The organism is Streptomyces sp. NBC_00503 (genome assembly GCF_036346895.1).
GTDB lineage: Bacteria > Actinomycetota > Actinomycetes > Streptomycetales > Streptomycetaceae > Streptomyces.
The window spans coordinates 593481-615948 of record NZ_CP107855.1 but is presented as its reverse complement, the minus strand read 5'-3'; the positions used below and the strand labels follow the sequence as shown (position 1 = coordinate 615948).

General features: G+C 72.4%; 17 protein-coding genes. 10 read left to right on the top strand and 7 right to left on the bottom strand.

Annotated elements, in window-relative coordinates:
• Nucleotide 1: 1 nt before the first annotated feature.
• Nucleotides 2-3034 carry an acyltransferase family protein gene (locus tag OG490_RS02895; protein WP_330294689.1) on the bottom strand — a complete coding sequence of 1011 codons (3033 nt, stop codon included), beginning with the start codon at nt 3032-3034 and terminating at the stop codon, nt 2-4.
• A gap of 14 nt (nt 3035-3048) precedes the next feature.
• Nucleotides 3049-4755 carry a glycosyltransferase family 2 protein gene (locus tag OG490_RS02890; protein ID WP_330294688.1) on the bottom strand — a complete coding sequence of 569 codons (1707 nt, stop codon included), beginning with the start codon at nt 4753-4755 and terminating at the stop codon, nt 3049-3051.
• Between the two features lie 349 nt (nt 4756-5104).
• Here OG490_RS02890 and OG490_RS02885 point away from each other — a divergent pair, with 349 nt between their 5' ends.
• Nucleotides 5105-6439, top strand: coding sequence for a 2-isopropylmalate synthase (locus tag OG490_RS02885; RefSeq protein ID WP_330294687.1), 1335 nt, complete (start codon nt 5105-5107; stop codon nt 6437-6439).
• A gap of 13 nt (nt 6440-6452) precedes the next feature.
• Complete coding sequence (locus OG490_RS02880; RefSeq protein ID WP_330294686.1) at nt 6453-7112, top strand: Sua5/YciO/YrdC/YwlC family protein; 660 nt, start codon at nt 6453-6455, stop codon at nt 7110-7112.
• Between the two features lie 75 nt (nt 7113-7187).
• On the opposite strand, the gene OG490_RS02875 is transcribed toward OG490_RS02880, so the two are convergent.
• A complete protein-coding gene (locus OG490_RS02875) occupies nt 7188-7658 on the bottom strand; it encodes a flavodoxin family protein (RefSeq protein ID WP_330294685.1) in 471 nt (156 codons plus the stop codon).
• A gap of 128 nt (nt 7659-7786) precedes the next feature.
• On the bottom strand, nt 7787-10708 hold the full coding sequence (locus OG490_RS02870; RefSeq protein ID WP_330294684.1) for a collagenase: 2922 nt from the start codon (nt 10706-10708) through the stop codon (nt 7787-7789).
• A gap of 252 nt (nt 10709-10960) precedes the next feature.
• On the opposite strand from OG490_RS02870, the gene OG490_RS02865 reads away from it, so the two are divergent.
• From OG490_RS02865 to OG490_RS02840, 6 genes are all read left to right on the top strand, one after another.
• A complete protein-coding gene (locus OG490_RS02865; RefSeq protein ID WP_330294683.1) occupies nt 10961-12163 on the top strand; it encodes a serine hydrolase domain-containing protein in 1203 nt (400 codons plus the stop codon).
• A 334-nt stretch (nt 12164-12497) separates the two neighbouring features.
• Nucleotides 12498-13820, top strand: a complete 1323-nt coding sequence (locus tag OG490_RS02860; RefSeq protein ID WP_330294682.1) for an MFS transporter — start codon at nt 12498-12500, stop codon at nt 13818-13820.
• Between the two features lie 5 nt (nt 13821-13825).
• Nucleotides 13826-15025 (top strand): anhydro-N-acetylmuramic acid kinase, encoded by a 1200-nt coding sequence (locus OG490_RS02855; protein WP_330300750.1) that lies wholly within the window; start codon nt 13826-13828, stop codon nt 15023-15025.
• A 144-nt stretch (nt 15026-15169) separates the two neighbouring features.
• Complete coding sequence (locus tag OG490_RS02850; protein WP_330294681.1) at nt 15170-16846, top strand: FAD-dependent oxidoreductase; 1677 nt, start codon at nt 15170-15172, stop codon at nt 16844-16846.
• Entirely contained in the window at nt 16843-18342 is a 1500-nt protein-coding gene (locus OG490_RS02845) for an ATP-binding protein (RefSeq protein WP_330294680.1), read from the top strand. The genes OG490_RS02850 and OG490_RS02845 overlap by 4 nt, the downstream gene beginning before the upstream one ends.
• Nucleotides 18339-18692 carry a UBP-type zinc finger domain-containing protein gene (locus OG490_RS02840; protein ID WP_330294679.1) on the top strand — a complete coding sequence of 118 codons (354 nt, stop codon included), beginning with the start codon at nt 18339-18341 and terminating at the stop codon, nt 18690-18692. Before OG490_RS02845 ends, OG490_RS02840 begins: the two co-directional genes overlap by 4 nt.
• 13 nt (nt 18693-18705) lie before the next feature.
• Here OG490_RS02840 and cynS read toward each other — a convergent pair whose 3' ends face one another.
• Both cynS and OG490_RS02830 read right to left on the bottom strand, forming a co-directional pair.
• Nucleotides 18706-19176, bottom strand: a complete 471-nt coding sequence (gene cynS / locus OG490_RS02835) for a cyanase (protein ID WP_330294678.1) — start codon at nt 19174-19176, stop codon at nt 18706-18708.
• A gap of 74 nt (nt 19177-19250) precedes the next feature.
• Nucleotides 19251-19850, bottom strand: coding sequence for a carbonic anhydrase (locus OG490_RS02830; protein WP_330294677.1), 600 nt, complete (start codon nt 19848-19850; stop codon nt 19251-19253).
• A 124-nt stretch (nt 19851-19974) separates the two neighbouring features.
• Between OG490_RS02830 and cynR the strand changes: the two genes are divergently transcribed.
• On the top strand, nt 19975-20886 hold the full coding sequence (cynR, locus tag OG490_RS02825) for a transcriptional regulator CynR (protein WP_330294676.1): 912 nt from the start codon (nt 19975-19977) through the stop codon (nt 20884-20886).
• Nucleotides 20887-21187: 301 nt separating this feature from the next.
• Here cynR and OG490_RS02820 read toward each other — a convergent pair whose 3' ends face one another.
• Nucleotides 21188-21694: a pyridoxamine 5'-phosphate oxidase family protein gene (locus OG490_RS02820; protein ID WP_330294675.1), complete on the bottom strand. Its 507-nt coding sequence runs from the start codon at nt 21692-21694 to the stop codon at nt 21188-21190.
• Nucleotides 21695-21847: 153 nt separating this feature from the next.
• On the opposite strand from OG490_RS02820, the gene OG490_RS02815 reads away from it, so the two are divergent.
• Nucleotides 21848-22462 carry a hypothetical protein gene (locus tag OG490_RS02815; RefSeq protein ID WP_330294674.1) on the top strand — a complete coding sequence of 205 codons (615 nt, stop codon included), beginning with the start codon at nt 21848-21850 and terminating at the stop codon, nt 22460-22462.
• Nucleotides 22463-22468 lie beyond the last annotated feature (6 nt).

Sequence of the window (22468 nt, the reverse complement as noted above, 5' to 3'; positions counted from 1 at the left end):
CCTACGAGGGTCGCGCCCTGCTGGAGACCGTGACGTTGTCGACGCGCATCGGGTGGCCCGGTTCGGTGTCCGGGCCCGGGGCCGCGCCGTCGGCCAGCGGGAGGCTTCCGCCGATGGCCACGTTGAGGATCAGGAACAGTCCGTGGTCCACCGCCCGCTTCCAGGTGCCCGGGTCCATCGCGGAGGCGGCCACCCGGTGGTGCACGCGGCCGTCCAGGTACCAGCGCACCTCCTCGCCGCCGGGGGAGAGGTCCACCTCGACGGCGTACGAGTGGAACCCCGAGCGGCAGGTCTCGCACGGCCGCGGCCCCGAGCTCAGCCCGGCCGGCTCGCGGCACGGGCCGCCTTCGAGGATCCCGCAGTGCAGGGTCGCGTAGACGCTGTCCCGGCCGTTCACCGACTCCATCACGTCGAGCTCCCCGATGCCCGGCCAGCCCGTGTACCCCTCGCGCAGCGGGGCCCCGAGGGTCCAGAACGCCGGCCAGTAGCCCGCCGCCTTCGCGCCGGTGACCTCGGGCAGGGCGATCGAGGCCTCGATGCGCAGGGTGCCGCCCGGGGGCGGCACGAAGTCGGAGCGCCTGGTCTCGATCCGTCCCGAACTCCACCGGCCGTCCCGGCGGGTGGGGACGATCTCGAGGACCCCCTTGCCGTCGAGGCGGACGTTCTCGGTCGAGTCGGTCATGGTCTCGATCTCGCCCGTACCCCACTGGGGTGCCGGGCATCCCGGGTAGCAGGTGCCGGTGTCGTGCACCCAGTCGGCGGCGGAGGGGCCGCTGCCCGCGGGGCCGTCGAAGTCCTCGCGCAGCAGCTCGGTCCACCCGGTCGCCTTCGGCGCCCCGGCCGCGGCCGGGGCGGGCAGTGCCCCGGACTCCGTGAGCAGCCGTTCCAGCCGGGGGGTCAGGACCACGACCGCGACATTGGTCAGGTGGGCGTCGTCCCGGTAGAGCAGGATGCGGTCCAGTACGGCCGGGCAGCTCGGGCCGTCCCCCGGGCACAGGACCTCGTTCACGCCGACGCCGAGTACGCCGGGCAGCGAGCCGGAGGCGATCCGCCGCGCCAGCGGATCGGGCTGCTGGGCCTTCCCGCGGCTGAACGCGCAGGCGTCGGGGGCCCCGGGGCTGCCGGAGACGCACGCGGGGACGTCCGTACCGGGTACGGGGGTGTCCTCGATGTAGACGATGGGGACGCCGAGCGCCCGCAGCGGCTCCAAGGTCTTCTCCCAGCCGGCCGCCAGGAGTTCGGGATCGGATGTGTAGCGGTTGAGGGAGGAGATCACGATGAGGCGGGGCTTGGGCTGCTTGCGCAGCCGGTCCAGGGTGTCGGCCCGCCAGGTGTCGCACTCCCGGTAGGCGCGGCCGAGCTGCGGGCTGTCCACGGCCAGTTGGGGCAGCGGGCAGCCCTGTTTCACCAACTCCTGGAGCGCCCAGCCGCGTTGTGAGGCCATGGCGAGCATCGCGGAGAACCACTGGCCCGCGTGCGAGTCGCCGAGCAGCACGATCCGGTCCGGGCTGTCGACCGCGCCGAACAGGCAGTCCGGGCTGCGGGTCACCGCCGGGGCCACCTCGCAGTCACCGTCCGGCGGGAAGTCCCCCCGCGCTTGGACGGGTCCGGGGACCACGGGGCCGTCCGGGAGCGGTGCCGCGTCCGTCCGGGCGAGCAGATGGGGGCCGGAAGCGGCGCCCGGGGGCAGGCCGTTCAGCGTGATCGGCGCGGCCGGACCGAGCAGGTTCAGGGTCGCGGTCCCCACCACGAGGGCGAGCACCAAGGGCAGCACCACGGCTGTGACGCCCACCGACAGCCCGCGGCGCGGGAGTTCGGAGACCGTGCGGCTGCGGCGCAGCGGTCGCTCGACCCAGCGCATGGTGGCGTAGGCGGGCAGTGCGGCGGCCAGCGTGAGCGCGGCCTTCACCGGCCAGCCCAGGGCGCCGAACCGGGCCTCGGCCAGGACGAGCACCGGCCAGTGCCACAGGTACAGGTTGTAGGAGAGCCGCCCCACCGCCCGGGGTGCCCGGCCCGCCAGCAGCCGGCCGACCCCGTGGGCGCCGATCGCGGTGCGCTCGCCCCGGCCGGGTATCGCGGCGAGGATGACGGCCCCGGTGGCCAGGGTCGGCACGAGGGCCGCGTAGCCGGGAAAGGGCGTGGAGGTGTCGTACGAGACCACGCACCACAGGATCGCCGCGGCCCCGGCCCAGCCGCACAGCAGCCGCAGCGGCCGGGGGCCCCGCATGAGGTGCCAGGGCAGCAGGGCCAGCAGCGCGCCGATGCCGAACTGCCAGACGCGCGAGGGCGTCGCGAGGTAGGCGAGCGAGGCGGAATGCTCCGTCCACCGCAGCGACAGCGCGAACGACCCGAGGGTCACTGGGACGGCGGCGAGGCACACGGCGGAGCGCACGGCGCGGCCGCGGCGCACCGACCGGGTCGCGCCGAGCACGATCAGGGCGAGCAGCGGGGCCCAGAGGAGGTAGAACTGCTCCTCGACGGCCAGGGACCAGAAGTGCAGCAGCGGGCTCTGGTCCTGTCCGGCGGCGAGGTAGTCGGTCTGCTGGGCGACGAACCGCCAGTTGGCGGCGGAGAGCGCCGCCGCGACCACGTCGTGCTCCAGGTCGGCGCGGCGCAGCGGGACGGTCAGCCAGGCCCCGGCCAGGGCCACCGCGGCCAGGACGACGGCGGCGGAGGGCAGGAGCCTGCGGGCCCGCCGGGAGAAGAAGTCCAGGAGCCGGATCCGGCCGGTGGTGACCGCCTCCCTGACGAGTAGGCCGGTGATGAGGTAGCCGGAGACGACGAAGAACACGTCCACGCCGACGAAGCCGCCCGCGAGCCCCGGAACCCCGGCGTGGAAGGCGAGGACCGCGAGGACCGCGAGGGCGCGCAGCCCCTCGATGTCGGGGCGGAAGGCGGACCGGTGCGGGCTGGGTCCGGACTCGCCGCCGGGGCGCGGCGGGGGTGCCGGGGACGCCGGGGACGACGGGGGTCCGGACGGTGGCTCGGCGGCGCGCCGGTCGTGGTGCGCGCCGGGTGCCAGGGGGAACGGCATGGTGGTGAAGCCTTTCAACTCAGCCAGGGAAGCATCGGGTTGACCCACCCGGATGCCACCAGGCCGGTGAGCAGGAGGACCGCCGAGGCGGCGAGGGTTTCGGGCCAGCGGCGGGGCAGCAGGCCGGAGCCGGAGAACGCGAAGGCCCGTACGGGACCGCGTCGGCGGACGGTGGCCGGGACCGGGGCTGCGGCCGCCGCCGGGCGCAGCTCGGCGATCAGGTCGCGGATCAGCGGTCCGTTGATCTGGCACTGCACCAGGAAGTAGAGGAGCAGGCCCCAGTTGGGCTCCCAGCCGTTGCGGGCCACGGCCAGCGCGAGCCCCGCGGCGGCGGCGCCGTTGGACAGGACCAGCCAGAGCAGCGAGACGCCCACCACCCGGCGGGCCATCCCGCCGGAGGAGCCCGGGCTCCGGGCGCCGGTGGGCACCCAGTCGGCGCTGCGGCCGCGCAGGGTGTGCAGGAAGGCGGTGGCGGCGGCGACGCTCGTGAGCACGTTGGCCCGGATGACCTCCACCCGCCAGCGGGTCCGGCTGATCCGCGGCAGCAGCACGTGCCAGAGCCACAGCGGGGCGAGCAGCGGCAGGACGTGCCAGGGCCGGATGTGGTCCGGGTACCAGAACATCATCACCAGGGGCGGCAGCGGCGCAGCGAAGGTGTTCACGGCGGCGGCCAGGTAGCCGACGACGCCCTCGTAGAAGCACAGCCTCATCCGCCAGGGCGCGCCCATCCGCCGCAGTACGGGGGTGCCGAGCAGGTGGAGGTTTCCCATCGCCCACCGGTACTGCTGGTTGACGAAGGAGGTGACCTGGTCGGGGGAGGTGCCCTTGGCGACCAGCACCGGTACGTACAGGGTGCGGAACCCCTGTGCGTGGAGGGCGAGGCCGGTGTAGAGGTCCTCGCTGTGGTCGAGGCGGGCGAAGCCGCCCGCCAGGTCGATGGCGCTGCGCCGGTAGACGGCGTTGCTGCCGCAGCAGATGGCGGCGTCGCTGGCGTCCCGGGACGGCTGGATCCAGCGGAAGAACCACTCCTGGGCGGAGCCGGCGGCCCGCTGGATCCAGCCCATGGTCTCGTCGGTGTCGAAGCACTGCGGGCTCTGCACGATGCCCACGGCCGGGTCGGCCAGGTAGGGGACGAGGTGGCGCAGGAAGTCGGCCCGGGGTGCGAAGTCGGCGTCGAGGATGGCGATGAACTCGGCGTCGCTCAGGGTCAGCGCGTGGTTGAGGTTGCCGGCCTTCTTCAGGTGTCCCCGGTCCGGGCGCACGACGTACTCGTACCCGTACGAGGCCGCCAGCGCGGCGACTTCGGGCCGGTCGGCGTCGTCCAGGACCCAAGTGGTCAGTGCATCGGGCCAGTCGACGGCCGCGACGGCGCGGTAGGCGTTGTCCAGGACCGGGAGCGGTTCCCCGCAGGTCGGCAAGTACAGGTCCACGCGCGGCAGTCGGGCGGGCTGCCAGGCGTGTACGAGGACCTCGTGCGAGGGTCTGGTGAGCCGGCGCTGGCGCAGACTGTTCACCGAGGAGAGGGTGAGGGCGACGACGTTGAGCCCGAGGACGGCGAGGAAGGCCCACAGGGCCGGGGTGCGCAGCGCGAAGGTGAACATGGTCGCCGCGGTGAAGACGAAGGCGAGCGAGGTGCTGATGAGGACCCAGCGCCGTTGCGGGCCGAAGTACCAGTAGAGCTCTTCGTCGGAAGGAGGTTGCGGAAGATGAGAAAAGGTCATAAAGCCCCCCACGGCTGTTTATGCGCCCGTTTCAGGTGGCCACCATAGCGCCACAGGTATAGACCATTTGTTGCGGGACGGCCAACAAGCCGAATCAGACACGGGATTGGCGCGTCTCATGTGGTCCAGACCTTTGGGATGTCCATTCGAGCGCCTGTACCCCTTCCGTCGGGGAGGTGCAGGTCACGCGGGGATGAACAGGCCTCAAAGACTTGCGTGGCCGGGCCACTGTTATCGGCTTCGCGGCCGCGCACCCCCGCGCCGCCGTACGATCGCCCCGGATCATCTGCGCGGGGCGCGGCGGCCGTTCGCCCAGGGGGCCGACTTCCCCGCGGGAACGGGAGCTCGGATGGTGTCCGCAGTGGACGTGGTACGGGAGTCGGCCGGAGCCGGACGGGTCGTGCTGTTCGAGGAGTCGCCACGGGACGGGGCCCAGGCGAAGACCCTGATGAGCGCCGACTTCAGGGTCCGGCTCGCCCGCGAACAGGGAGCGGTGTTCGGAGCGGACGGCCCCCGGCACGTGGTGTTCGCCGCCGGATTCCCCTCCGTGTGCGGGCAGGAGTTCGAGGCGACCCGGCAAGTCGCCCTGGAAGCACAGGGATCGGTCAGCCCGTCCGCGATCTGCCGGGGCACGGTGCAGGACGTACGACTGGCGCTCAGCGCGGTACGGGGCGCCGCGCACGGGCGGATCATGGTGATCGTGGCCGCTTCGGAAGCCACCGCCCGGGCCCTCGTGCACAGCGACGCCCGGACCGCCCTGGCCCGCGGCCTGGACGTGGTCAAGGAGGCCGTGGACCGCGCAAACGGCATCGCGGTGGACGTCTGCCTGGTGGACGCGCCCCGAGCGGACCACGCCCTGGTGGCCGAGTATGCCGGCCGGATGACGGCGCAGGGAGCGGCCACGATCGTGCTGGCCGACACGGTCGGCGACCTGCTGCCCGGCCAGACCCGGACGTTGTTCCAACGGGTCGCCGCCGACGCGGGACCGGAGACCGTCCTGGTCTCCCACCTCCACAACGACCTCGGTCTCGGCCTGGCCAACACCCTGGCCGCACTCGAGAGCGGAGCACGGGTCGCGGCCTGTTCCTGGCTGGGCATGGCCGAGCGCAGCGGAATGGTCGCCACAGAACAACTGCTCTTCCTCCTCGCGCACGACCCGGGCAAGGCCGCCCAGATACTGGGCCCCGACTGTGAGCCGTGGTGGACGCCACCCGACCTGACGCGGCTGCCGGGCATCGCCCGGATGGTGTCCGCCGAGACCGGGGTGCCGCTCACCGTCACCACCCCCATCGTGGGCACCGGGGTCGCCACCATCTCCACGGGCACCCCCTTCACGCACCCGCGCACCTTCCAGCCCTACGACCCCGAGCGACTCCTCGGCCTCGCGCCGACCGTGGTCCTGACCCACCTCGCCAGCCGTCGCGTCCTGCTCGCCGTCGCCGAGCGCCTGGGCCACCGGCTGGACGCGGATCGGACCGGCGAGGCCCTGGCCTGGGTCAAGGACCGCGCCTACCGCCTCAACCAGGCCGTGGTCCCCGACCAGGACTTCGCCGAATACCTGCGTGGCCTGACGCCCGCCACGGCAGCTACGTCTCCGACGCCCGCGACCCCTCCCACGCCCGCCGCGCCTCCCACGCCCGCCGCGCCTCCCACGCCCGCCGCGCCTCCCACGCCCGCACCCTGAACGGACACCACCCATGCCGGACACCCCCCTCCCCGCCGTCGGCGCCGCCGCCCACGCACTGCAGGCCGGAGAGGCCGTCATCCTGCCCAACCCCAGCCCGCTCACCTACGTGGTCACCGCCACCACGCCCCGGGCCGTCAACGCGGCCAAGGGCCGCCCCACCGATCAGGAAGTCGCCCTGTGGGTCCACGAGGACACCACCTGGAGCGGCCTCGCCCCCCACCTCGACCTGGAGCCGGCCGCCCTGCGCACCGCCTTCACCCTGCTGCGCGAGGAACTGGTCACGCTGCTGGTGCCCGTACGCGCGGACGCCCCGCTCCCGTCCTGGACCGCCCCGGCCCTGCGCGACGGCCACCTCCTGCTCTTCGGCGCGCACTGGCAGCCGCTCTCCCCGCTGCTGACCCGCTTCCCGCGGCTCTACGTCAGCAGCGCCAACCGGACCGGACAGCCGCCGGCGGCCACCGCGGCCCGGGCGGCGGAGATGTTCGGGCCCGGAGTCACCGTCGTCGACGCCGACGCGCTGCGCCGCCCCGACGCCGCCCACGCGGCCACCACCATGCTGCGCATCGGTCCGGCCGGAGACCTGGCCCACGTCCGCCACGGAGCCCAGGACCTGGCCCACGGCCCGGACCCGCAGGTGTACCTCGCACACCTGCAGACGTCCCTCGAGTAGGTCACGCTCCGCATCAGGCGTCCACCTCGGGGATCAGGCGTCCGGAGCCCCCGTCGGAGTGACGCGGTGGCACGGTCAGGGCCGCGCCCCTGCCCCGTCCCGCAGGCGCTCGGCGAAGGCCCGGGTGGCGGCGAGGTCGCCGGGGTTCGGGCGCTGCTTGTTGATGCCGCCCACGAGCTTGAAGGGAGCCCACGTGTCGAACGCCCGGCAGGAGAAGCTCCCGTCCACCCCGAAGCCCTTGGCTTCGAGGAGCCGGACCAGGGGGCGGGTGAAGGGGGCGAGGGACAGCTCCGGGAGCCCGCTGGTGGCGAACACGAAAGCCCGGCCCGGTCCCGCGGGCAGCGCCTCGACGGCGGCGGTCAGGCTGGGGTGGAGCCTGCCGTAGAAGACGCCCGATCCGAATCCCAGCAGGTCGGCTCCGGCCAGCTCCTCCGGGTCGGCCTGCTCGGGGGTGACCACCTTCGCGCCCAGTACCCGGGCCATGGTGTCGGCGACGCGACGCGTATTGCCGTGCGACACGGAGGCGCAGACGATGACGGTCTTCATGGTGACGGTCCCTTCCCTCGGATTTCCGGCTTCTGCAGCGAGGACCGAGCGGGGACGCCGAATGTGACACCGGGCCGGCCCCCACTCCTCCGGGGAGGGGCGGGGGCCGGCCGGGATGGGGGTCGGGTTCAGAAGCGGGTGGAGACGGTGGTGTCGGCGAAGTCCTGGGCGGCGTAGAGGCTGATGTAGAGGTAGCCGGCTGCGGGGTTGTTGATGGTGAGGGTCTCGGTGTTGCCGCTCTGGACCGAGCGGGCCGTGTAGTTGCCGGTGGTGGCCCAGGTGGTGGGGCTGTAGTACAGGTCGGCGTTGCCGGTGCCGCCCGCGACGGCGATGTCGAGGGAGGCCGTGCCGGCCGGGACGTTCACGTAGAAGTAGCGGTAGTTCCCGGTCGTGGCCGAGACGTTGGAACGGTGGCAGTCCGCAGCCAGCACCCGGGTGTCGGAGGCCGCGCACTCCGCCTGGGGCGCCCCGAACCGCGCGGAGACGGTGGTGTTGGCGAAGTCCTGGGCGGCGTAGAGGCTGATGTAGACGTAGCCGGCTGCGGGGTTGTTGATGGTGAGGGTCTCGGTGTTGCCGCTCTGGACCGAGCGGGCCGTGTAGTTGCCGGTGGTGGCCCAGCTGGTGGGGCTGTAGTACAGGTCCGCGTTGCCGGTGCCGCCCGCGACGGAGATCTTGAGGGACGCGGTGCCGGCGGGGACGTTCAGGTAGAAGTAGCGGTAGTTCCCGGTGGTGGCCGAGACGTTGGAGCGCAGGCAGTTGTCGCCCAGCACCCGGACGTCGGAGTTGGTGCACTCGGCGGGCCCGGCGGCTCCCACGGTGACCGCCTTGCTGGTGCTAGCGGTGGCGCCCTTGTTGTCCGTGACGGTGAGGGTCACGGTGTAGGTGCCGGCCGCGGCATAGGTCTTGGCCGGGTTGGCGGCGGTGGAACCGGCGCCGCCGTCACCGAAGTTCCAGGAACGGGAGGCGATGGTGCCGTCCGCGTCCGTGGAGGAGTCGGTGAAGTTGACGGCCAGACCGTTGACCGCGCTCGTGAAAGCGGCCACCGGGGCCTGGTTGGCGGGCGGGTTGGTGCTTCCCCCGCAGTCACCGGCGGCGCACTTGGCCAGCCAGGCCGCGAAGTCGGCGTCGTAGCGGGTGCCGATCGTGGAGGTCAGCAGGGTGCGGGCGGCGGCCCAGTTCCCGGTGCGGTAGTGGCCGAGCAGCGTGGCCACGTCCTGCGGGTGCGACTGGAGCAGGTAGCGCACCGCCAGGTAGCCCCACTGGTAGACGCGGGTCTGGTCGGAGTTGTCGTAGGTGGTGTCGAACAGCGTGCTGAGCTTGTACGTGTTCTTGCCGGCCTCGGTGACCGCCCGGTCGTAGGTGACGTTGCGGTACGAGTACGAGATGTACTCGGCGAAGCCCTCGACCCACATCACGGTCGGGGTCGTCATGCCCAGGTCGAAGTCCCCGTACATGTCGAAGCGGCCGTCGAGGTAGTGGGTGTACTCGTGGTTGAGGTTCCAGATCTGGAACTCGGGCCGCACCCACTCCGCCTCGTACGCGATGAAGCGCGGCTGGTTCCCGGCGGCGGCCGGGTCGCCCTCCAGGTACATGCCGCCGTTGTCGGTGCTGATGCCGAAGATGGTCCCGGCGTAGGTCTGGTAGTCGGCGCTGGAGTCGAACACCACCACCTCGATGGTGGTGTTGTTGTCGTTCGCGACCGCACCGCTGTCCTTGACCACGTTGTGGAAGAAGGCGTCCTGGTTGGCCAGGCTGGTGCAGCTGGCGGCCAGTTCGGCGGCCGTCAGCTGCTGCGCGACGATCCGCAGGCTCGGGCTGCAGGTGTGATTGACGGTCAGGACCGCGGCGCGCACCCGGCTCGGCAGGTCACAGGTGTTGTAGTAGGCGCAGTTGGCCGCGTCGTACGAGGAGGTCATCTCGGCCAGCGGCACCCAGAGGGAGGCGGTCCGGCCGGTGATCGAGCCGCGGTCGAGGAGCTGCTTGACGAGCGGCCGCACGGTCGCCTGGAGCTCCGCATGCTGGAGGAAACGGCCCAGTTCACGGCCGGCGTTGGCCGTCAGATAGGCCTTGTCGGTGCCCAGCAGGGCGTCGTGGGCGACGGCGAAGTCGCGCAGCACGGTCAGGACGCTCGGGTCCGCCTGCACGGCGGGCAGGAACTCGGCGGTCTGGTGGCCGCGGAACAGGACGGTGTAGGAGTTGTTGACCGCGGCCACCATCGACCAGGAGGCGTCGTAGGAGGAGTTGTATCCGGTCAACAGCCGCTTGACCACGCCGAGGTAGCGCGCGTTCTCCTGGGCGCTGTCGATCAGGACGACCGCCTCGGACAGGGTCTGTCCGTTGGCCTCGGTCACGTCCTGGGAGCGCGGCGAGGCGAAGAAGCCGTCCAGGGCGCCCTGGATCGAGCTCTTGAGGGCCGGTCCGTAAGTGCCGACGGTGGACGCGTTGTACCACTGCACGAAGTACCCGGCGCGCAGGAAGAGCACGAGCTGACCGGCCGACGTGCTGTTGTTGCCGGGGTAGCCGGCGGAGGTGGAGCGCAGCGCGTCCGCCACCGAGACCATCTGCGCCTCGCGGAAGGCGGCCTTGGCGTCGGCGCCCTTGAGCTGGAACAGGGTGTTCACGCAGTCGAGGTCGGAAGCCTTGATCTGCTGGACCAGCGCACTGCCGGTCTTCGAGGTGAAGTCGGAGACGTTGCAGGCCGCGGCGAGGGCGCCGACGCCACTGCTCGCGCCCGTGCCGGACGCCAACTTGGCTTTGGCGGCGCGCTGTTTGGTCTGTGCCGGGTCCGTGGCGGCGGCCCGGAGCGGGGCGCGCCGGGACAGGTCCGTGTCCGGCCGGGCGGCGTGCTCCGCCCTCAGTGCGGCGGCCGCGGCCGATTCCGTGGAGGGTTGCGGGGCGGCGCCCGGTGTCCAGGCCGGCGCCGGTGCGGCGGGCTTCGGCTCGCGCGCGAAGGCCTGACCGGCGGGGGCGAGCAGGGTCAGGCCCAGACAGCAGGCCAGCGCGGCTATGAGGGGCCGGACGCGGCCCTTCGTGGTGGGGGAACTTCGCATGGGGGGTCGGCCTCCGAGCCGGTCTGCCGCCGTGCTGGCAACACGGCGGACGGGCAATAAGTGCCGTACGGACGACTGGAGTTGGTGGGGAATCCAACCCTGTCGTGTACACGGCGATGATGTGTGCGATGTAACATGGCACACATCACATGGCTCTGGAAGACCTCGCGGAACATCTCGACATCCGAATGGACGCTCCGCGCCCCGAATGCGCCGTTCGCCCCACGCGCAGATACTGACGGGGTGAGACGCATGGGTACGGTCTTGCTGAGCCTTGCCGGACTGACGGGCGCCGCCCTTCCGGCCGGGACGGCCGCGGCCGGGGAACCCGCCGCGGCGGCCCCGCGGGCCTGTGTCAGCTCGCCCGGCCCCGCCGCGGGCGACGCCCGCGCGATCCTCACCATCGCTCAGCAGGCACAGCGGGAGTTCGGTCTGAACTCGGTGGTCCTGCGGGTCTCCTCCGACGGCCGGGAAGTCCTCACCACGGCTCTCGGCGAATCGATGACGGGGGTCCCGGCCGAGCCGTCCATGCACTTCCGTACCGGGTCCGTGGCCATCGTCTACATGGGCGCCGTCCTGCTCCAACTCGTCGAACAGGGCAAGGCCTCACTCGACGACCCGGTGTCCCGCTGGCTGCCGGACGTGCCGCACGGCTCGGAGATCACCCTGCGGATGCTCGGCAGCTCCACCTCCGGCCTGCACGACTACGTCACGGACCCCGCCTTCCTCAAGGAGCTCGAAGCCGCACCGTTCCGCAAGTGGACACCGGCCGAGGTCATCGGGATCGCCACGACCAAGCCGCTCCTCTACAAGCCGGGGACCAACTGGAGCTATTCGCACGCCAACTTCGCGATCCTCGGCGCCGCGCTCGAGAAGATCAGCGGCCTCCCGCTGGACGTGCTGCTCACGCAGCACGTGTACGAACCGCTCGGGCTGAGCCAGACCAGCAACCAGTACACACCGCAGATCCCGGAACCCGTGCTGCACTCCTTCACCTCCGAGCGCGGCACCTACGAGGAATCAACCTTCTGGAACCCCTCGTGGACCACCGCCCCCGGCGCGGTCCTCGTCCAGAACATCTGCGATCTGGACCGGTCGGCACGTGCCATCGGGACCGGGGAACTGCTCTCCGCGCAGTCCTTCAAGACCCAGCTCGATCCGGGCACCCTGGGCCTCGGCCACGCGACGGCCACGTGCCCGGCGAGCGTCTGCCTGCTGACCAATACGGCGGCCCACCACTTCGGCCTGGGCGTGATCGTCGTCGACGGCTGGATCCTGACGAACCCGTCCTTCTCCGGGTACGCGGCCGTCCAGGCCTACTTGCCGGCGAAGAAGCTCGCGATCTCCGTCACCGTGACGCAGGGCCCCAAGAGCCCCGCGGGCAACTCCGCCCAGACCATCGCCGAACGCATCTCCGAGGCCCTCGCCCCCGGACACGCGCTCAAGATGCGCTGAGGCTCAAGACGCGCTGAGGCGGGGCCGCGTCCTATTCGCCTTCCTGCCGCCGCACCATCTCGGCGATCCAGGCGGGCGCGAACGGAGACGTACAGCCCGGGGGAGTCGGATAGTCCCGTGCGGGCTCTTCTTCACCACGTAGTTCACGAGCCAGTCGTGCACCTTGGGCGTGCGGGCTCCGCGCAGCATGCCGCCTGGTGTGTCACGGACGGGACCGAGCCTACGACGGGCCGGGGCGATCGGGGCTCCGCGGACCGGCGCGGGGCGCGCCGGGACGTACGGCAGATGGCGGACGCGACTTGTGGCGCGGCCTTCCCGTCAGCACGCTGGCCCCATGCCCGCACCCGCCCCCGGTCCGCTCCGCTCTCCCGCGCCAGTCCGGCCGGCCGGCTCCCACCACCGGGCACTGGTGGCGGGGTCCGTCGGCAATTTCATCGAGTGGTACGAGTTCGGCGTCTACGGGTACTTCGCCACCGTCATCGCGGCGCACTTCTTCACCCCCGAGGGCGGCAGCGCCGTGGCGGGGCTCGTCAGGACCTACGCGTCCTTCGCCCTCGCGTTCTTCTTCCGGCCGGTCGGGGCCGCCCTGTTCGGGCGGCTCGGCGACCGGATCGGCCGGCGGCCGACGCTCGTGCTGGTCATCTGCCTGATGACCGCCGCCACGACCCTCATCGGCGCCCTGCCGACGTACGCGTCCATCGGCGCGGCCGCCCCGTGCCTGCTGACCCTGCTGCGGATCGTCCAAGGGCTGTCGGCGGGCGGGGAGTTCGGGGGAGCGGTGTCGGTCATGACGGAGTCCGCGCCGCCGGGCCGCCGGGGGCTGTACGGGGCCTGGCAGTCCTTCACCGTATCGCTCGGCCTGCTCGCGGGCGCGGGGACGGCCGCGCTCCTGGCGGCCGTGCTCACCACCGCGCAGCTCGACGGATGGGGCTGGCGGCTGCCCTTCCTGCTGACGCTGCCGCTCGGGCTGGTCGCACTGTGCCTGCGGCTGGCTCTCGACGAGACCCCCGCCTTCACGGCCGCCGTCGGCGACCGGAGCGAACCCGTACGGCGACCGCCCGCCGGGGAAACGGTCAGGGCCGTCGCCCTGGGCGCCGGGCGGCTGATGGGGTGGTCGGCGGCCGGCTACACCTTCCTGGTGGTCCTGCCCTCCTACCTCCAGAGCACCCTGGGCGCCTCCTTCCAGCAGGCGCTGGCCGCCACCGCCCTGGCGAACCTGGGCTTCGCGGCGTCGATCCTTCCGGCCGGCCTGCTGAGCGACCGGATCGGGCGCCGCCCGGTGATGGTGGCCGGAGCGCTGCTGGTCGCCGTACTCGCCCTGCCGCTGCTGAACCTGGTGCAGGACACCGGCACGCCGGTGTACGCGAAGGGGGCGGCGCTCTTCGGGGCGGGGGCGGCCGTCGGGCTGATGGCCGGCCCCGGGCCCGCGATGCTGGCCGAGATGTTCCCGACCACCGTCCGCTACACCGGGCTCGGGCTGGCGTACGCGCTGTCCAACGCCGTGTTCTCGGGCAGCGCCGGGCTGATCATCACCGAGCTCGTCCAGTGGACCGGGGACACCGACATCCCCGCCTACTACGCCGCCGCTGCCTGCGCGGTGAGCGCCGCCGCACTGCTGACACTGCGCGGCGACGACCACGAGCGGGCGCTGAGGTGAGCGCCCTGCGGGTGATCGGGCTGATGTCCGGCACCTCGTACGACGCCATCGACGCGGCCGCCGCCGACCTCGCCCTGGACGGGGACACGCTGGTGCTCACACCGCTGGGCATGATCAGCACGGCGTACGGGGAGGACCTGCGGGCGGCGCTGGCCGGGGCGCTGCCGCCCGCCGCGACGGATCTGGCCACGGTGTGCCGCCTCGACACCCGCATCGGCCAGGCCTTCGCCGCGGCAGCGGTCCGGGCCGACCGCGAACTGTGCGACGGGCGGGCCGACTTGATCGCCTCCCACGGGCAGACCGTCTACCACTGGTCCGAGGCCGGCCGGGTCCACGGCACCCTGCAGATCGGCGAGCCGGCCTGGATCACAGAGGCGACCGGCCGCCCCGTCGTCTCCGGCTTCCGCACCCGCGACGTGGCCGCCGGCGGCCAGGGCGCTCCCCTGGTCGCCGTCGTCGACGTCATGTGGCTGCGGGGACGGCCGGGCGTGCCCGTGGCCCTCAACCTGGGCGGCATCGCGAACGTGACCGTGATCCCGGAGGGTGACCCCCTGGCCTTCGACACCGGGCCCGCCAACGCGCTGATCGACGCGGCGGTACGGGAGCTCGCCGGGCCCGGCCCCGGAGGCCGGGAGCGCCGCATGGACGCGGACGGCGCGCTGGCCGCCCGGGGAACCGTGCACCAGCCGCTCCTGCGCAGACTGCTGGAGGAGCCGTACTACGCCCTGCCCGCGCCGAAGACCACGGGCAAGGAACTCTTCCACCTGCCGTATCTGCGTGCGGCGCTGGACGCCTTCGGGCCGCTGCCCGCCGAGGACGTCCTCGCCACCCTGACCCGCCTCACCGCCCGGACCGTCGCCGACGCCCTGCGGCCCCTCGGGGCCACGGAGGTGATCGCATCGGGCGGTGGCACCCGCAACCCGGTCCTGATGCGCGCGCTGCGCGAGGAGCTCGGCGGCGCGGGCGCGGGCGCGGTGCTGCGGACCTCGGAGGAGCTGGGGATGCCGTCGGGCACGAAGGAGGCGTACGCCTTCGCCGTCCTGGGCTGGCTCACCGCGCACGGCCTGCCGGGAACCGTCCCCTCCTGCACCGGCGCCCGGCATCCGAGCGTCCTCGGCTCGTTCACCCCCGGCGCCGGGGGCCTGCGCCTGCCGCCGCCGCTGACGGCCCCGCCCACCCGCCTGACCCTGCGCCCGCCCGCCTGACCTGCGCCTACCGGGGGTGTGCACCACGGCTTCGCGGGCGTCCCGGAGCGGACCCGGCCGATCGAACATACGATGGGCGGGAACCGGGCGCGGGCGGCTCGCCGCGCCGCGCCGCCAGTCCAGGGAACTCGGGGCGGGAGAGGCATGACAGAGGGCGCCGACACAGCGCGGACCGTGATCCTGACCGTGGACGACGATCCGGGAGTCTCCCGGGCCATCGCCCGTGACCTGCGGCGGCGCTACGGATCCGGGTACCGGATCGTGCGCGCCGAATCCGGCGAGTCCGCGCTGGAGGCCCTGCGCGAGCTGAAGCTGCGGGGCGACCTCGTCGCCGTGATCCTCGCCGACTACCGCATGCCGCAGATGAACGGCATCGAGTTCCTCGAACAGGCCCTGGCCGTGTACCCGGGCGCGCGGCGCGTGCTGCTGACCGCGTACGCCGACACCAACGCGGCGATCGACGCGATCAACGTCGTCGACCTCGACCACTACCTCCTCAAGCCCTGGGACCCGCCGGAGGAGAAGCTCTACCCGGTCATCGACGACCTCCTCGCCGCCTGGCGCTCCAGCGACCACCGGCCCGTGCCCGCCACCAAGGTCATCGGCCACCGCTGGTCGGCCCGCTCCTCGGCCGTGCGGGATTTCCTCGCCCGCAACCAGGTCCCGTACCGCTGGTACTCCAGCGAGGAACCGGAGGGGCAGCGCCTGCTGTTGGCGGCCGGGGCCGACGGGCAGCGGCTGCCCGTGGTGATCGCTCCCGGGGGCGGGGTGCTGATCGAGCCGGACGACCCCGAGCTGGCCGCGCACGTGGGGCTCGCGACCACGCCGACCTCCGAGTTCTACGACCTCATCGTGATCGGCGGCGGCCCGGCCGGCCTCGGCTCGGCCCTGTACGGGGCCTCCGAAGGGCTGCGTACGGTCCTGGTCGAGCGGTCGGCGACCGGCGGGCAGGCCGGGCAGAGCTCCCGCATCGAGAACTACCTCGGATTCCCGGACGGCGTATCGGGCGCACAGCTCACGGACCGGGCCCGCCGCCAGGCCGGCCGCTTCGGCGCCGAGATCCTCACCGCCCGCGAGGTCACGGGACTGGAGGTCAACGGCGCGGCGCGCGTGGTCCGCTTCTCCGACGGCTCGGCGATCGCCGCGCACAGCGTCATCCTGGCCACCGGCGTCTCCTACCGGCAGCTCCAGGCCTCCGGCTGCGACGACCTGACCGGCTGCGGTGTCTACTACGGCTCCTCGCTCACCGAGGCCTCCTCCTGCCTGGAGCAGGACGTGTACATCGTCGGCGGCGCCAACTCCGCCGGACAGGCGGCGATGTACCTGGCGCGCGGCGCCAAGTCGGTGACGCTGCTGGTCCGCGGGGAGTCCCTGACCGCGTCGATGTCGTACTACCTGATCCAGCAGATCGAGGAAGCGCCGAACATCACGGTGCGGACCCGCACCGTCGTCGAGGCGGCGCACGGCGAAGGACACCTGGAGCAGCTCACGCTGCGGGACGTGGACACCGGCGCGAGCGAACTCGTCGACACCCAGTGGATGTTCGTCTTCATCGGCGCGGCCCCGCTGACCGACTGGCTGGACGGTACGGTACTGCGCGACGAGCACGGCTTCATCCTGGCCGGTCCGGACCTCACCCCGGACGGCCGACCGCCGGCCGAGTGGGCACTGGACCGGCCGCCCTACCACCTGGAGACCAACGTCCCCGGCGTCTTCGTGGCGGGCGACGCGCGCGCCAGCTCGGCGAAGCGCGTCGCGTCCGCCGTAGGAGAGGGAGCCATGGCAGTCATGCTCGTCCACCGGTACCTGGAGCAGTCGTGAGCGGGCGGGTCATGCCCTGCAGCCCGCAGGAGATCTCCTCGCTGTTCCTCTTCGAGAAGCTCTCCCCGGAGCAGCTCGGGCGGCTGTGCGCCGAGGGGCGCGTCGAGCGGTTCGACGCCGGTCCCGTGTACGCCGAGGGCGCCCCGGCGACCTGCTTCTACGTGATGATCGAGGGCACGGTCGTACTGTCCCGCCGGGTCGGCGCCGACGACGTGGAGGTCGGCCGGACCTCGCAGCGCGGGGTGTACGCGGGAGCCATGCAGGCCTACCTGGGCGACCGGGTGCCCCAGACGTACAACAACTCGATGCGGGTCACCGAGTCGACGCGGTTCTTCGTGCTGCCCGCGGAGTCTTTCGCGGACGTCATGCGGGATTGGTTCCCGATGGCCGCGCACCTGCTGGAGGGGCTCTTCTTCGGTACCAGGAACACCCAGCAGGCCATCGGCCAGCGCGAACGGCTCCTGGCCCTGGGCTCGTTGTCGGCCGGACTCACCCACGAGCTCAACAACCCGGCCGCGGCGGCCGTCCGGGCCACCGCGGCACTGCGCGAACGGGTCGGCAAGATGCGGCACAAGCTGGCGATCATCGCCCAGGGCCCCTACTCCCGCGAGGCGCTCGCCGAACTCATCGAGATCCAGGAGCGCACCGCCGAACTCGTCGCCAAGGCCCCGGTGCTGAGCCCCCTGGAGGCATCCGACCGGGAGGACGAACTCGCCGACTGGCTGGAGGACCACGGCATCGCGGAGGGCTGGCGGATCGCACCGGTCTTCGTCCAGGCAGGCCTGGACACGGACTGGCTGGACCACGTGGCGGCGACGGTGGCCGAGGACATCCTGCCGGGGGCCATCGGCTGGCTCAACTACACGGTGGAGACCGAGCTGTTGATGGACGAGATCAACGACTCCACCACCCGCATCTCCCACCTCGTGGACGCCGCCAAGCAGTACTCGCAGCTCGACCGCGCCCCGCACCGGGTCGTCGACGTCCACGAACTCCTCGACAGCACCCTGCTGATGCTCTCCGGCAAGATCGGCCGCGGGATCCGGGTGGTCAAGGAGTACGACCGCTCCGTGCCGGACGTGCCCGCGTACCCGGCGGAACTCAACCAGGTGTGGACCAACCTCATCGACAACGCCGTCTTCGCCATCGGGAGCACTGGTGGCGAGGGCACGCTCACCGTCCGCACGGCACGGGAGGGGGACCGGCTGCTGGTGGAGTTCCGGGATACCGGGCCCGGTATCCCGGCGGAGATCCGCAGCCGCATCTTCGATCCCTTCTTCACCACCAAACCGGTCGGCGAGGGCACCGGGCTCGGCCTGGACATCTCCTGGCGGATCGTCGTCAGCAAGCACCACGGCAGCCTCCAGGTCGAGTCCGCACCCGGTGACACCCGCTTCCAGGTCCTGCTGCCACTGACCGCCCCGGAGACCGAAGCCGAGCCGGTCGCCGAGCCGGGCATCGAGCCCGGAACCGAGACCCACGAGGAGCCCGTATGACCGCCATCGACGGAGTCGACCCGAGCGTCCCGCCCAGTGGCACCGGCTGCGGCGACTGCGACGCGGTCGGCGGCTGGTGGTTCCACCTGCGCCGCTGCGCCCAGTGCGGCCACATCGGCTGCTGCGACTCCTCGCCCGCCCAGCACGCCACCGCCCACTGGAAGTCCACGGGCCATCCGCTGGTGCAGAGCTACGAGCCGGGCGAGGACTGGTTCTGGGACTACGCCGGCGACGAGCTGTACGAGTCCGGCCCCGAGCTGACCCCGCCGTCCGAGCACCCGTCGGACCAGCCGGTCCCGGGCCCGACCGGCCGCGTGCCCGAGGACTGGACCCGACAGCTCCACCGCTGAACGGCGTGGCCGATCAGAAGGGCTTGGTCGGCAGGTACTTGCCGTCCAGCGTGATGACCGCGCGCTCGCCGCCGTCGGGGTCGGCGACCTTCTTCACGTCCAGCTTGAAGTTGATCGCGGAGATGATCCCGTCACCGAGCTGCTCGTGCACCAGTGCCTTGAGGGTGGTGCCGTAGACCTGGAGCATCTCGTAGAAGCGGTAGATCGTCGGGTCGGTGGGGACGGAGCCGGGGACGGAGCCGCGCATCGGGATGGTCTGCAGCACCATCGCGTCTTCGGCGTCCAGGTCCAGGAGACCGGCCACGGCCTCGGCCGAGGCCTTGGGCAGCGGGTGCTGACCGAGGACGGCGGCGGTGACGAAGGCGACCGACAGCCCCGCGGCGTCGGCGATCTCCTGCCAGGTCAGGTCCTTGCGGATCTTGGAGTCGACGGCCTTGGCGGCCAGGACCTGACGGGCGGTGTTGTCGAACTGGGCGTGCACCATGAGAGGGCTTCCTTTCGGTACGCCACTCACCCCGGGAGGGGATGAGGGAGGGGGAGGGGGAGGGAGTCGGTGGGTCAGGCCGCGGGGACGGCCGGGCGGGCGGTGTCGAGCTCCTCGACGCTGCCCGCGGGAATGTCGTAGACCCAGCCGCGCAGGGCGACCGCGTTCGAGGCCAGGGCGCGGGCCACCGAGGGATGGGTGGCCAGATTCGCCAGCTGGGCGCGCACGTTCTCCCGTACCAGGGCGTCGACCTTGCGCACATCGGACTCGGCGGCGGTACGGGCGACGGAGGCGTCGGCGTGGCGCAGCCAGTCGGCGATCGCCGGGGCACCGCTGAGGTCGTGCCGCTCGGCGAGGGCGGTCATCGCGCCGCAGGCGGAGTGCCCGCACACCACGATCTCGCTCACGCCCAGGACCGCGACGGCGTACTCGATGCTGGCCGCCACCCCGTCGGAGCCGGGCGTGTAGGCGGGCACCAGGTTTCCGGCGGTCCGGATGACGAACAGCTCGCCCGGCTCGCTCTGGGTGATCAGTTCCGGCACGACACGGGCGTCGGAGCAGCTGATGAACAGGGTGGAGGGGCGGTGGGTCGTCGCCAGGTGGGCGAAGAGGCCCGCCTTGGTCGGGTAGACGTCCCGCCGGAACTGCGCGACGCCCTGGGCGAGGTCTTGCATGGTCACTCCCTTCGGTGGCTGCCGACCCCGTGGGGCCGACGAGATCCACCATGCACGACCTGCATCTATAGTGTCCAAGACGCAATATCCATGCCTCTTATAGATCGCATCTATAGTGGAGTCCATGGCCCTGGAACTCCGTCACCTGCGCTACCTGCTCGCCGTCGCCGAACACGCCAACTTCACCCGCGCCGCCGAAGACCTGCGCATCTCCCAGCCCACGCTGTCCCAGCAGATCAAGCAGCTGGAACGCACCGTCGGAGTCCAGCTGTTGGACCGCACCGGCCGCAGCGTCCGCCTCACCGACGCCGGCGAGACCTACGTCCACCACGCCCGCCGGGCCCTGCGTGACCTCGCCGCAGCCGAACGGGCCGTCCACGACGTCGCCGACCTCTCCCGCGGGCACCTCCGGCTGGCCGTGACACCGACGTTCACCGCCTACCTGGTCGGACCGCTGGCCGCCGAGCTCCACGCCCGCCACCCCGGCATCACCCTGGAGGTCAAGGACATGGCCCAGGACCGCATCGAAGCCGGGCTCCTCGCCGACGAACTCGACCTGGGCATCGCCTTCCACGGCCCCCACCTGCCCGGCATCACCGCGACCCCGCTCTACGCCGAGACCCTCGGCCTCGTCACCGCCGCCCGGCAGGACGCGGCACCCGTGCCCGTTCCCGCATCCGTGCCCGTGTCAGGCCTGGCTGATCATCAACTCGCTCTGCTCAGCGGGGACTTCGCGACCCGCGGGCATATCGACGCCTACTTCGCCGCGCACGGGGTGCGGCCCCGCATCGCAGTGGAGGCCAACTCCCTCCAGACCCTCACCGAGATCGTCCAGCGCACGGACCTCGCGACCGTGCTGCCCGACGCCATCACCCACGACCACCCCCACCTCACCCCCGTCCCCCTGGAACCGCCCCTGCCCACCCGAACCGTCGCCCTCCTCGCACGCGAGAACGCCTACCGGAGCGCTGCCGCCCGGGCGTTCACCCACCTCACCCGCGACCACGTCCGCGACCGCGGTTACACCCCCGCATGACCTGCCTCACCTTCGTGGGCTTCGGGGCGCGCAGAGTCCCCCGTGGCGCGACCGGTCCCCTTGCTGGCGCGTGCTGCCAGGGTCCCGGCGATCTTTCCGGCCATAGAGTGGTGATCGTTCCCGGACGGTACGGGCGGCGGAACGGGTCACGGACGGAGTACGGGAAGTCCCGGCTGGAGCGGAGCCCTCCCACGGGGGTGGGGGGCGCGGGATCCAGCGGAACGGGCCACTTCCCGCGCTCCGTACGGAGGCGCCCTCAGGACCCTCGGGTCCCTCGGGTCCCTCCGGTCCCTCCGGTCCCTCAGGGCTCGAGGCGCCCCTTGCGTTCCTCCCGCTGCCGCACCAGTTCCTCGACCGCGGTCGGGAGGGTCGTCTCGAAGTCGATCAACTTCGCCCACGTCGGGGTCACGACGATCCGGAACATGCCGTCGTAGAGCGAGCGGACCTCGGCCTCCCACGTGACCCGCTGCTCGGCGGTCATCACGTGCGAGCCGTTCATCCGCAGGAACTCCTCCAGAATGCCCTCGGCGAACACCAGCTCGGCCCGGCCGCGCAGGAGCAGGATCTTCGGCGGGTGCTCCTCGGTGTCGATGGTCAGGGCGACCGCGGGATTCTCGCGCAGGGCCGGGAGCTTCGGAGCGTTCCTCGGAGTGCACATGACGATCTCCGAGCCGTTCCAGAAGAACGCGATCGGGACGGCCCGCGGAGTGCCGTCCTCGGCCACGTAGGCCAGCCGGGTCAGGTCGCGGGCCAGGAGCTCCCGGCTGATCGGCCGGTTCAGGATCTCTGTGATCTCGCTCGGCTGCACGGTCGGACCACCTTCCAAGAGGCACTACCGGTACCACCCCAGCTTAAGGACCGCGCGCCATCCGGGGGATGGGCCGGGGCCGTAGGGCATGGTGCCCGGGGCGGCCGTGCGACGCGGCGGATGCTGGTGCTTCCCCCTCTGGAGGAGAGGCCCGTGAGCGATCCCGGCCCCCGAGCGACCCCCGGGCCCCCAGCCGTCGCGGCGAGAGACGAGCTTCCCGCTCCCGGGGTCGTCGGCATCGGACTCGCGGCGGTATTGACGTTCGCGCTGGCCCAGGGCTCGTGGCAGTGGTTCGCCACCTTCATCGGGGGGACGCTCCTCGCGGTGCTGCTCGCCTTCCAGCGACGGGCGCAGTGGACGCCGGACATCCGCTCGGGGTACATGCGGGGCCTGATCGCGTACGCGCTGGTCGTCGGCCTGTGCGTCGCGGTCGCCCTCGCGCCGCTCCTGCAGCGCTGGGCCTGGCTGTTCCCGATGCCGGGCACGCGCCACACCTGCGAGCTGATGGGCCGCTACGAGGCCCTCCAGGTGAAGGCCGCCCTGGGCGACCTGGCCGGGGCCGACGGCGCCGCCCTGGACTTCGCGCAGGACGCCCAGGCCGGCAGGGCCGTCGCCGAGTGCCTGGCGGCCACGACCACCCTCTGGCTGCCGGTGTACGGGGTGGGTGCGGCCCTGCTGGTCGGGGTAGCGGCCTGGTTCCGGGACCGGGCCCGGTCCCGGCGGGCCCCCTCGGCCGCCACGGCCTCCGGCGGCAGCGCCGCCGGGTAGGGCGCC

What these genes read in the sequence shown, in the direction of transcription:
- OG490_RS02895 (WP_330294689.1), bottom strand. Translation starts at nt 3,034, where the DNA reads ATGCCGTTCCCCCTGGCACCCGGCGCGCACCACGACCGGCGCGCCGCC.
- OG490_RS02890 (WP_330294688.1), bottom strand. Translation starts at nt 4,755, where the DNA reads ATGACCTTTTCTCATCTTCCGCAACCTCCTTCCGACGAAGAGCTCTAC.
- OG490_RS02885 (WP_330294687.1), top strand. Translation starts at nt 5,105, where the DNA reads ATGGTGTCCGCAGTGGACGTGGTACGGGAGTCGGCCGGAGCCGGACGG.
- OG490_RS02880 (WP_330294686.1), top strand. Translation starts at nt 6,453, where the DNA reads ATGCCGGACACCCCCCTCCCCGCCGTCGGCGCCGCCGCCCACGCACTG.
- OG490_RS02875 (WP_330294685.1), bottom strand. Translation starts at nt 7,658, where the DNA reads ATGAAGACCGTCATCGTCTGCGCCTCCGTGTCGCACGGCAATACGCGT.
- OG490_RS02870 (WP_330294684.1), bottom strand. Translation starts at nt 10,708, where the DNA reads ATGCGAAGTTCCCCCACCACGAAGGGCCGCGTCCGGCCCCTCATAGCC.
- OG490_RS02865 (WP_330294683.1), top strand. Translation starts at nt 10,961, where the DNA reads ATGGGTACGGTCTTGCTGAGCCTTGCCGGACTGACGGGCGCCGCCCTT.
- OG490_RS02860 (WP_330294682.1), top strand. Translation starts at nt 12,498, where the DNA reads ATGCCCGCACCCGCCCCCGGTCCGCTCCGCTCTCCCGCGCCAGTCCGG.
- OG490_RS02850 (WP_330294681.1), top strand. Translation starts at nt 15,170, where the DNA reads ATGACAGAGGGCGCCGACACAGCGCGGACCGTGATCCTGACCGTGGAC.
- OG490_RS02840 (WP_330294679.1), top strand. Translation starts at nt 18,339, where the DNA reads ATGACCGCCATCGACGGAGTCGACCCGAGCGTCCCGCCCAGTGGCACC.
- cynS (WP_330294678.1), bottom strand. Translation starts at nt 19,176, where the DNA reads ATGGTGCACGCCCAGTTCGACAACACCGCCCGTCAGGTCCTGGCCGCC.
- OG490_RS02830 (WP_330294677.1), bottom strand. Translation starts at nt 19,850, where the DNA reads ATGCAAGACCTCGCCCAGGGCGTCGCGCAGTTCCGGCGGGACGTCTAC.
- cynR (WP_330294676.1), top strand. Translation starts at nt 19,975, where the DNA reads ATGGCCCTGGAACTCCGTCACCTGCGCTACCTGCTCGCCGTCGCCGAA.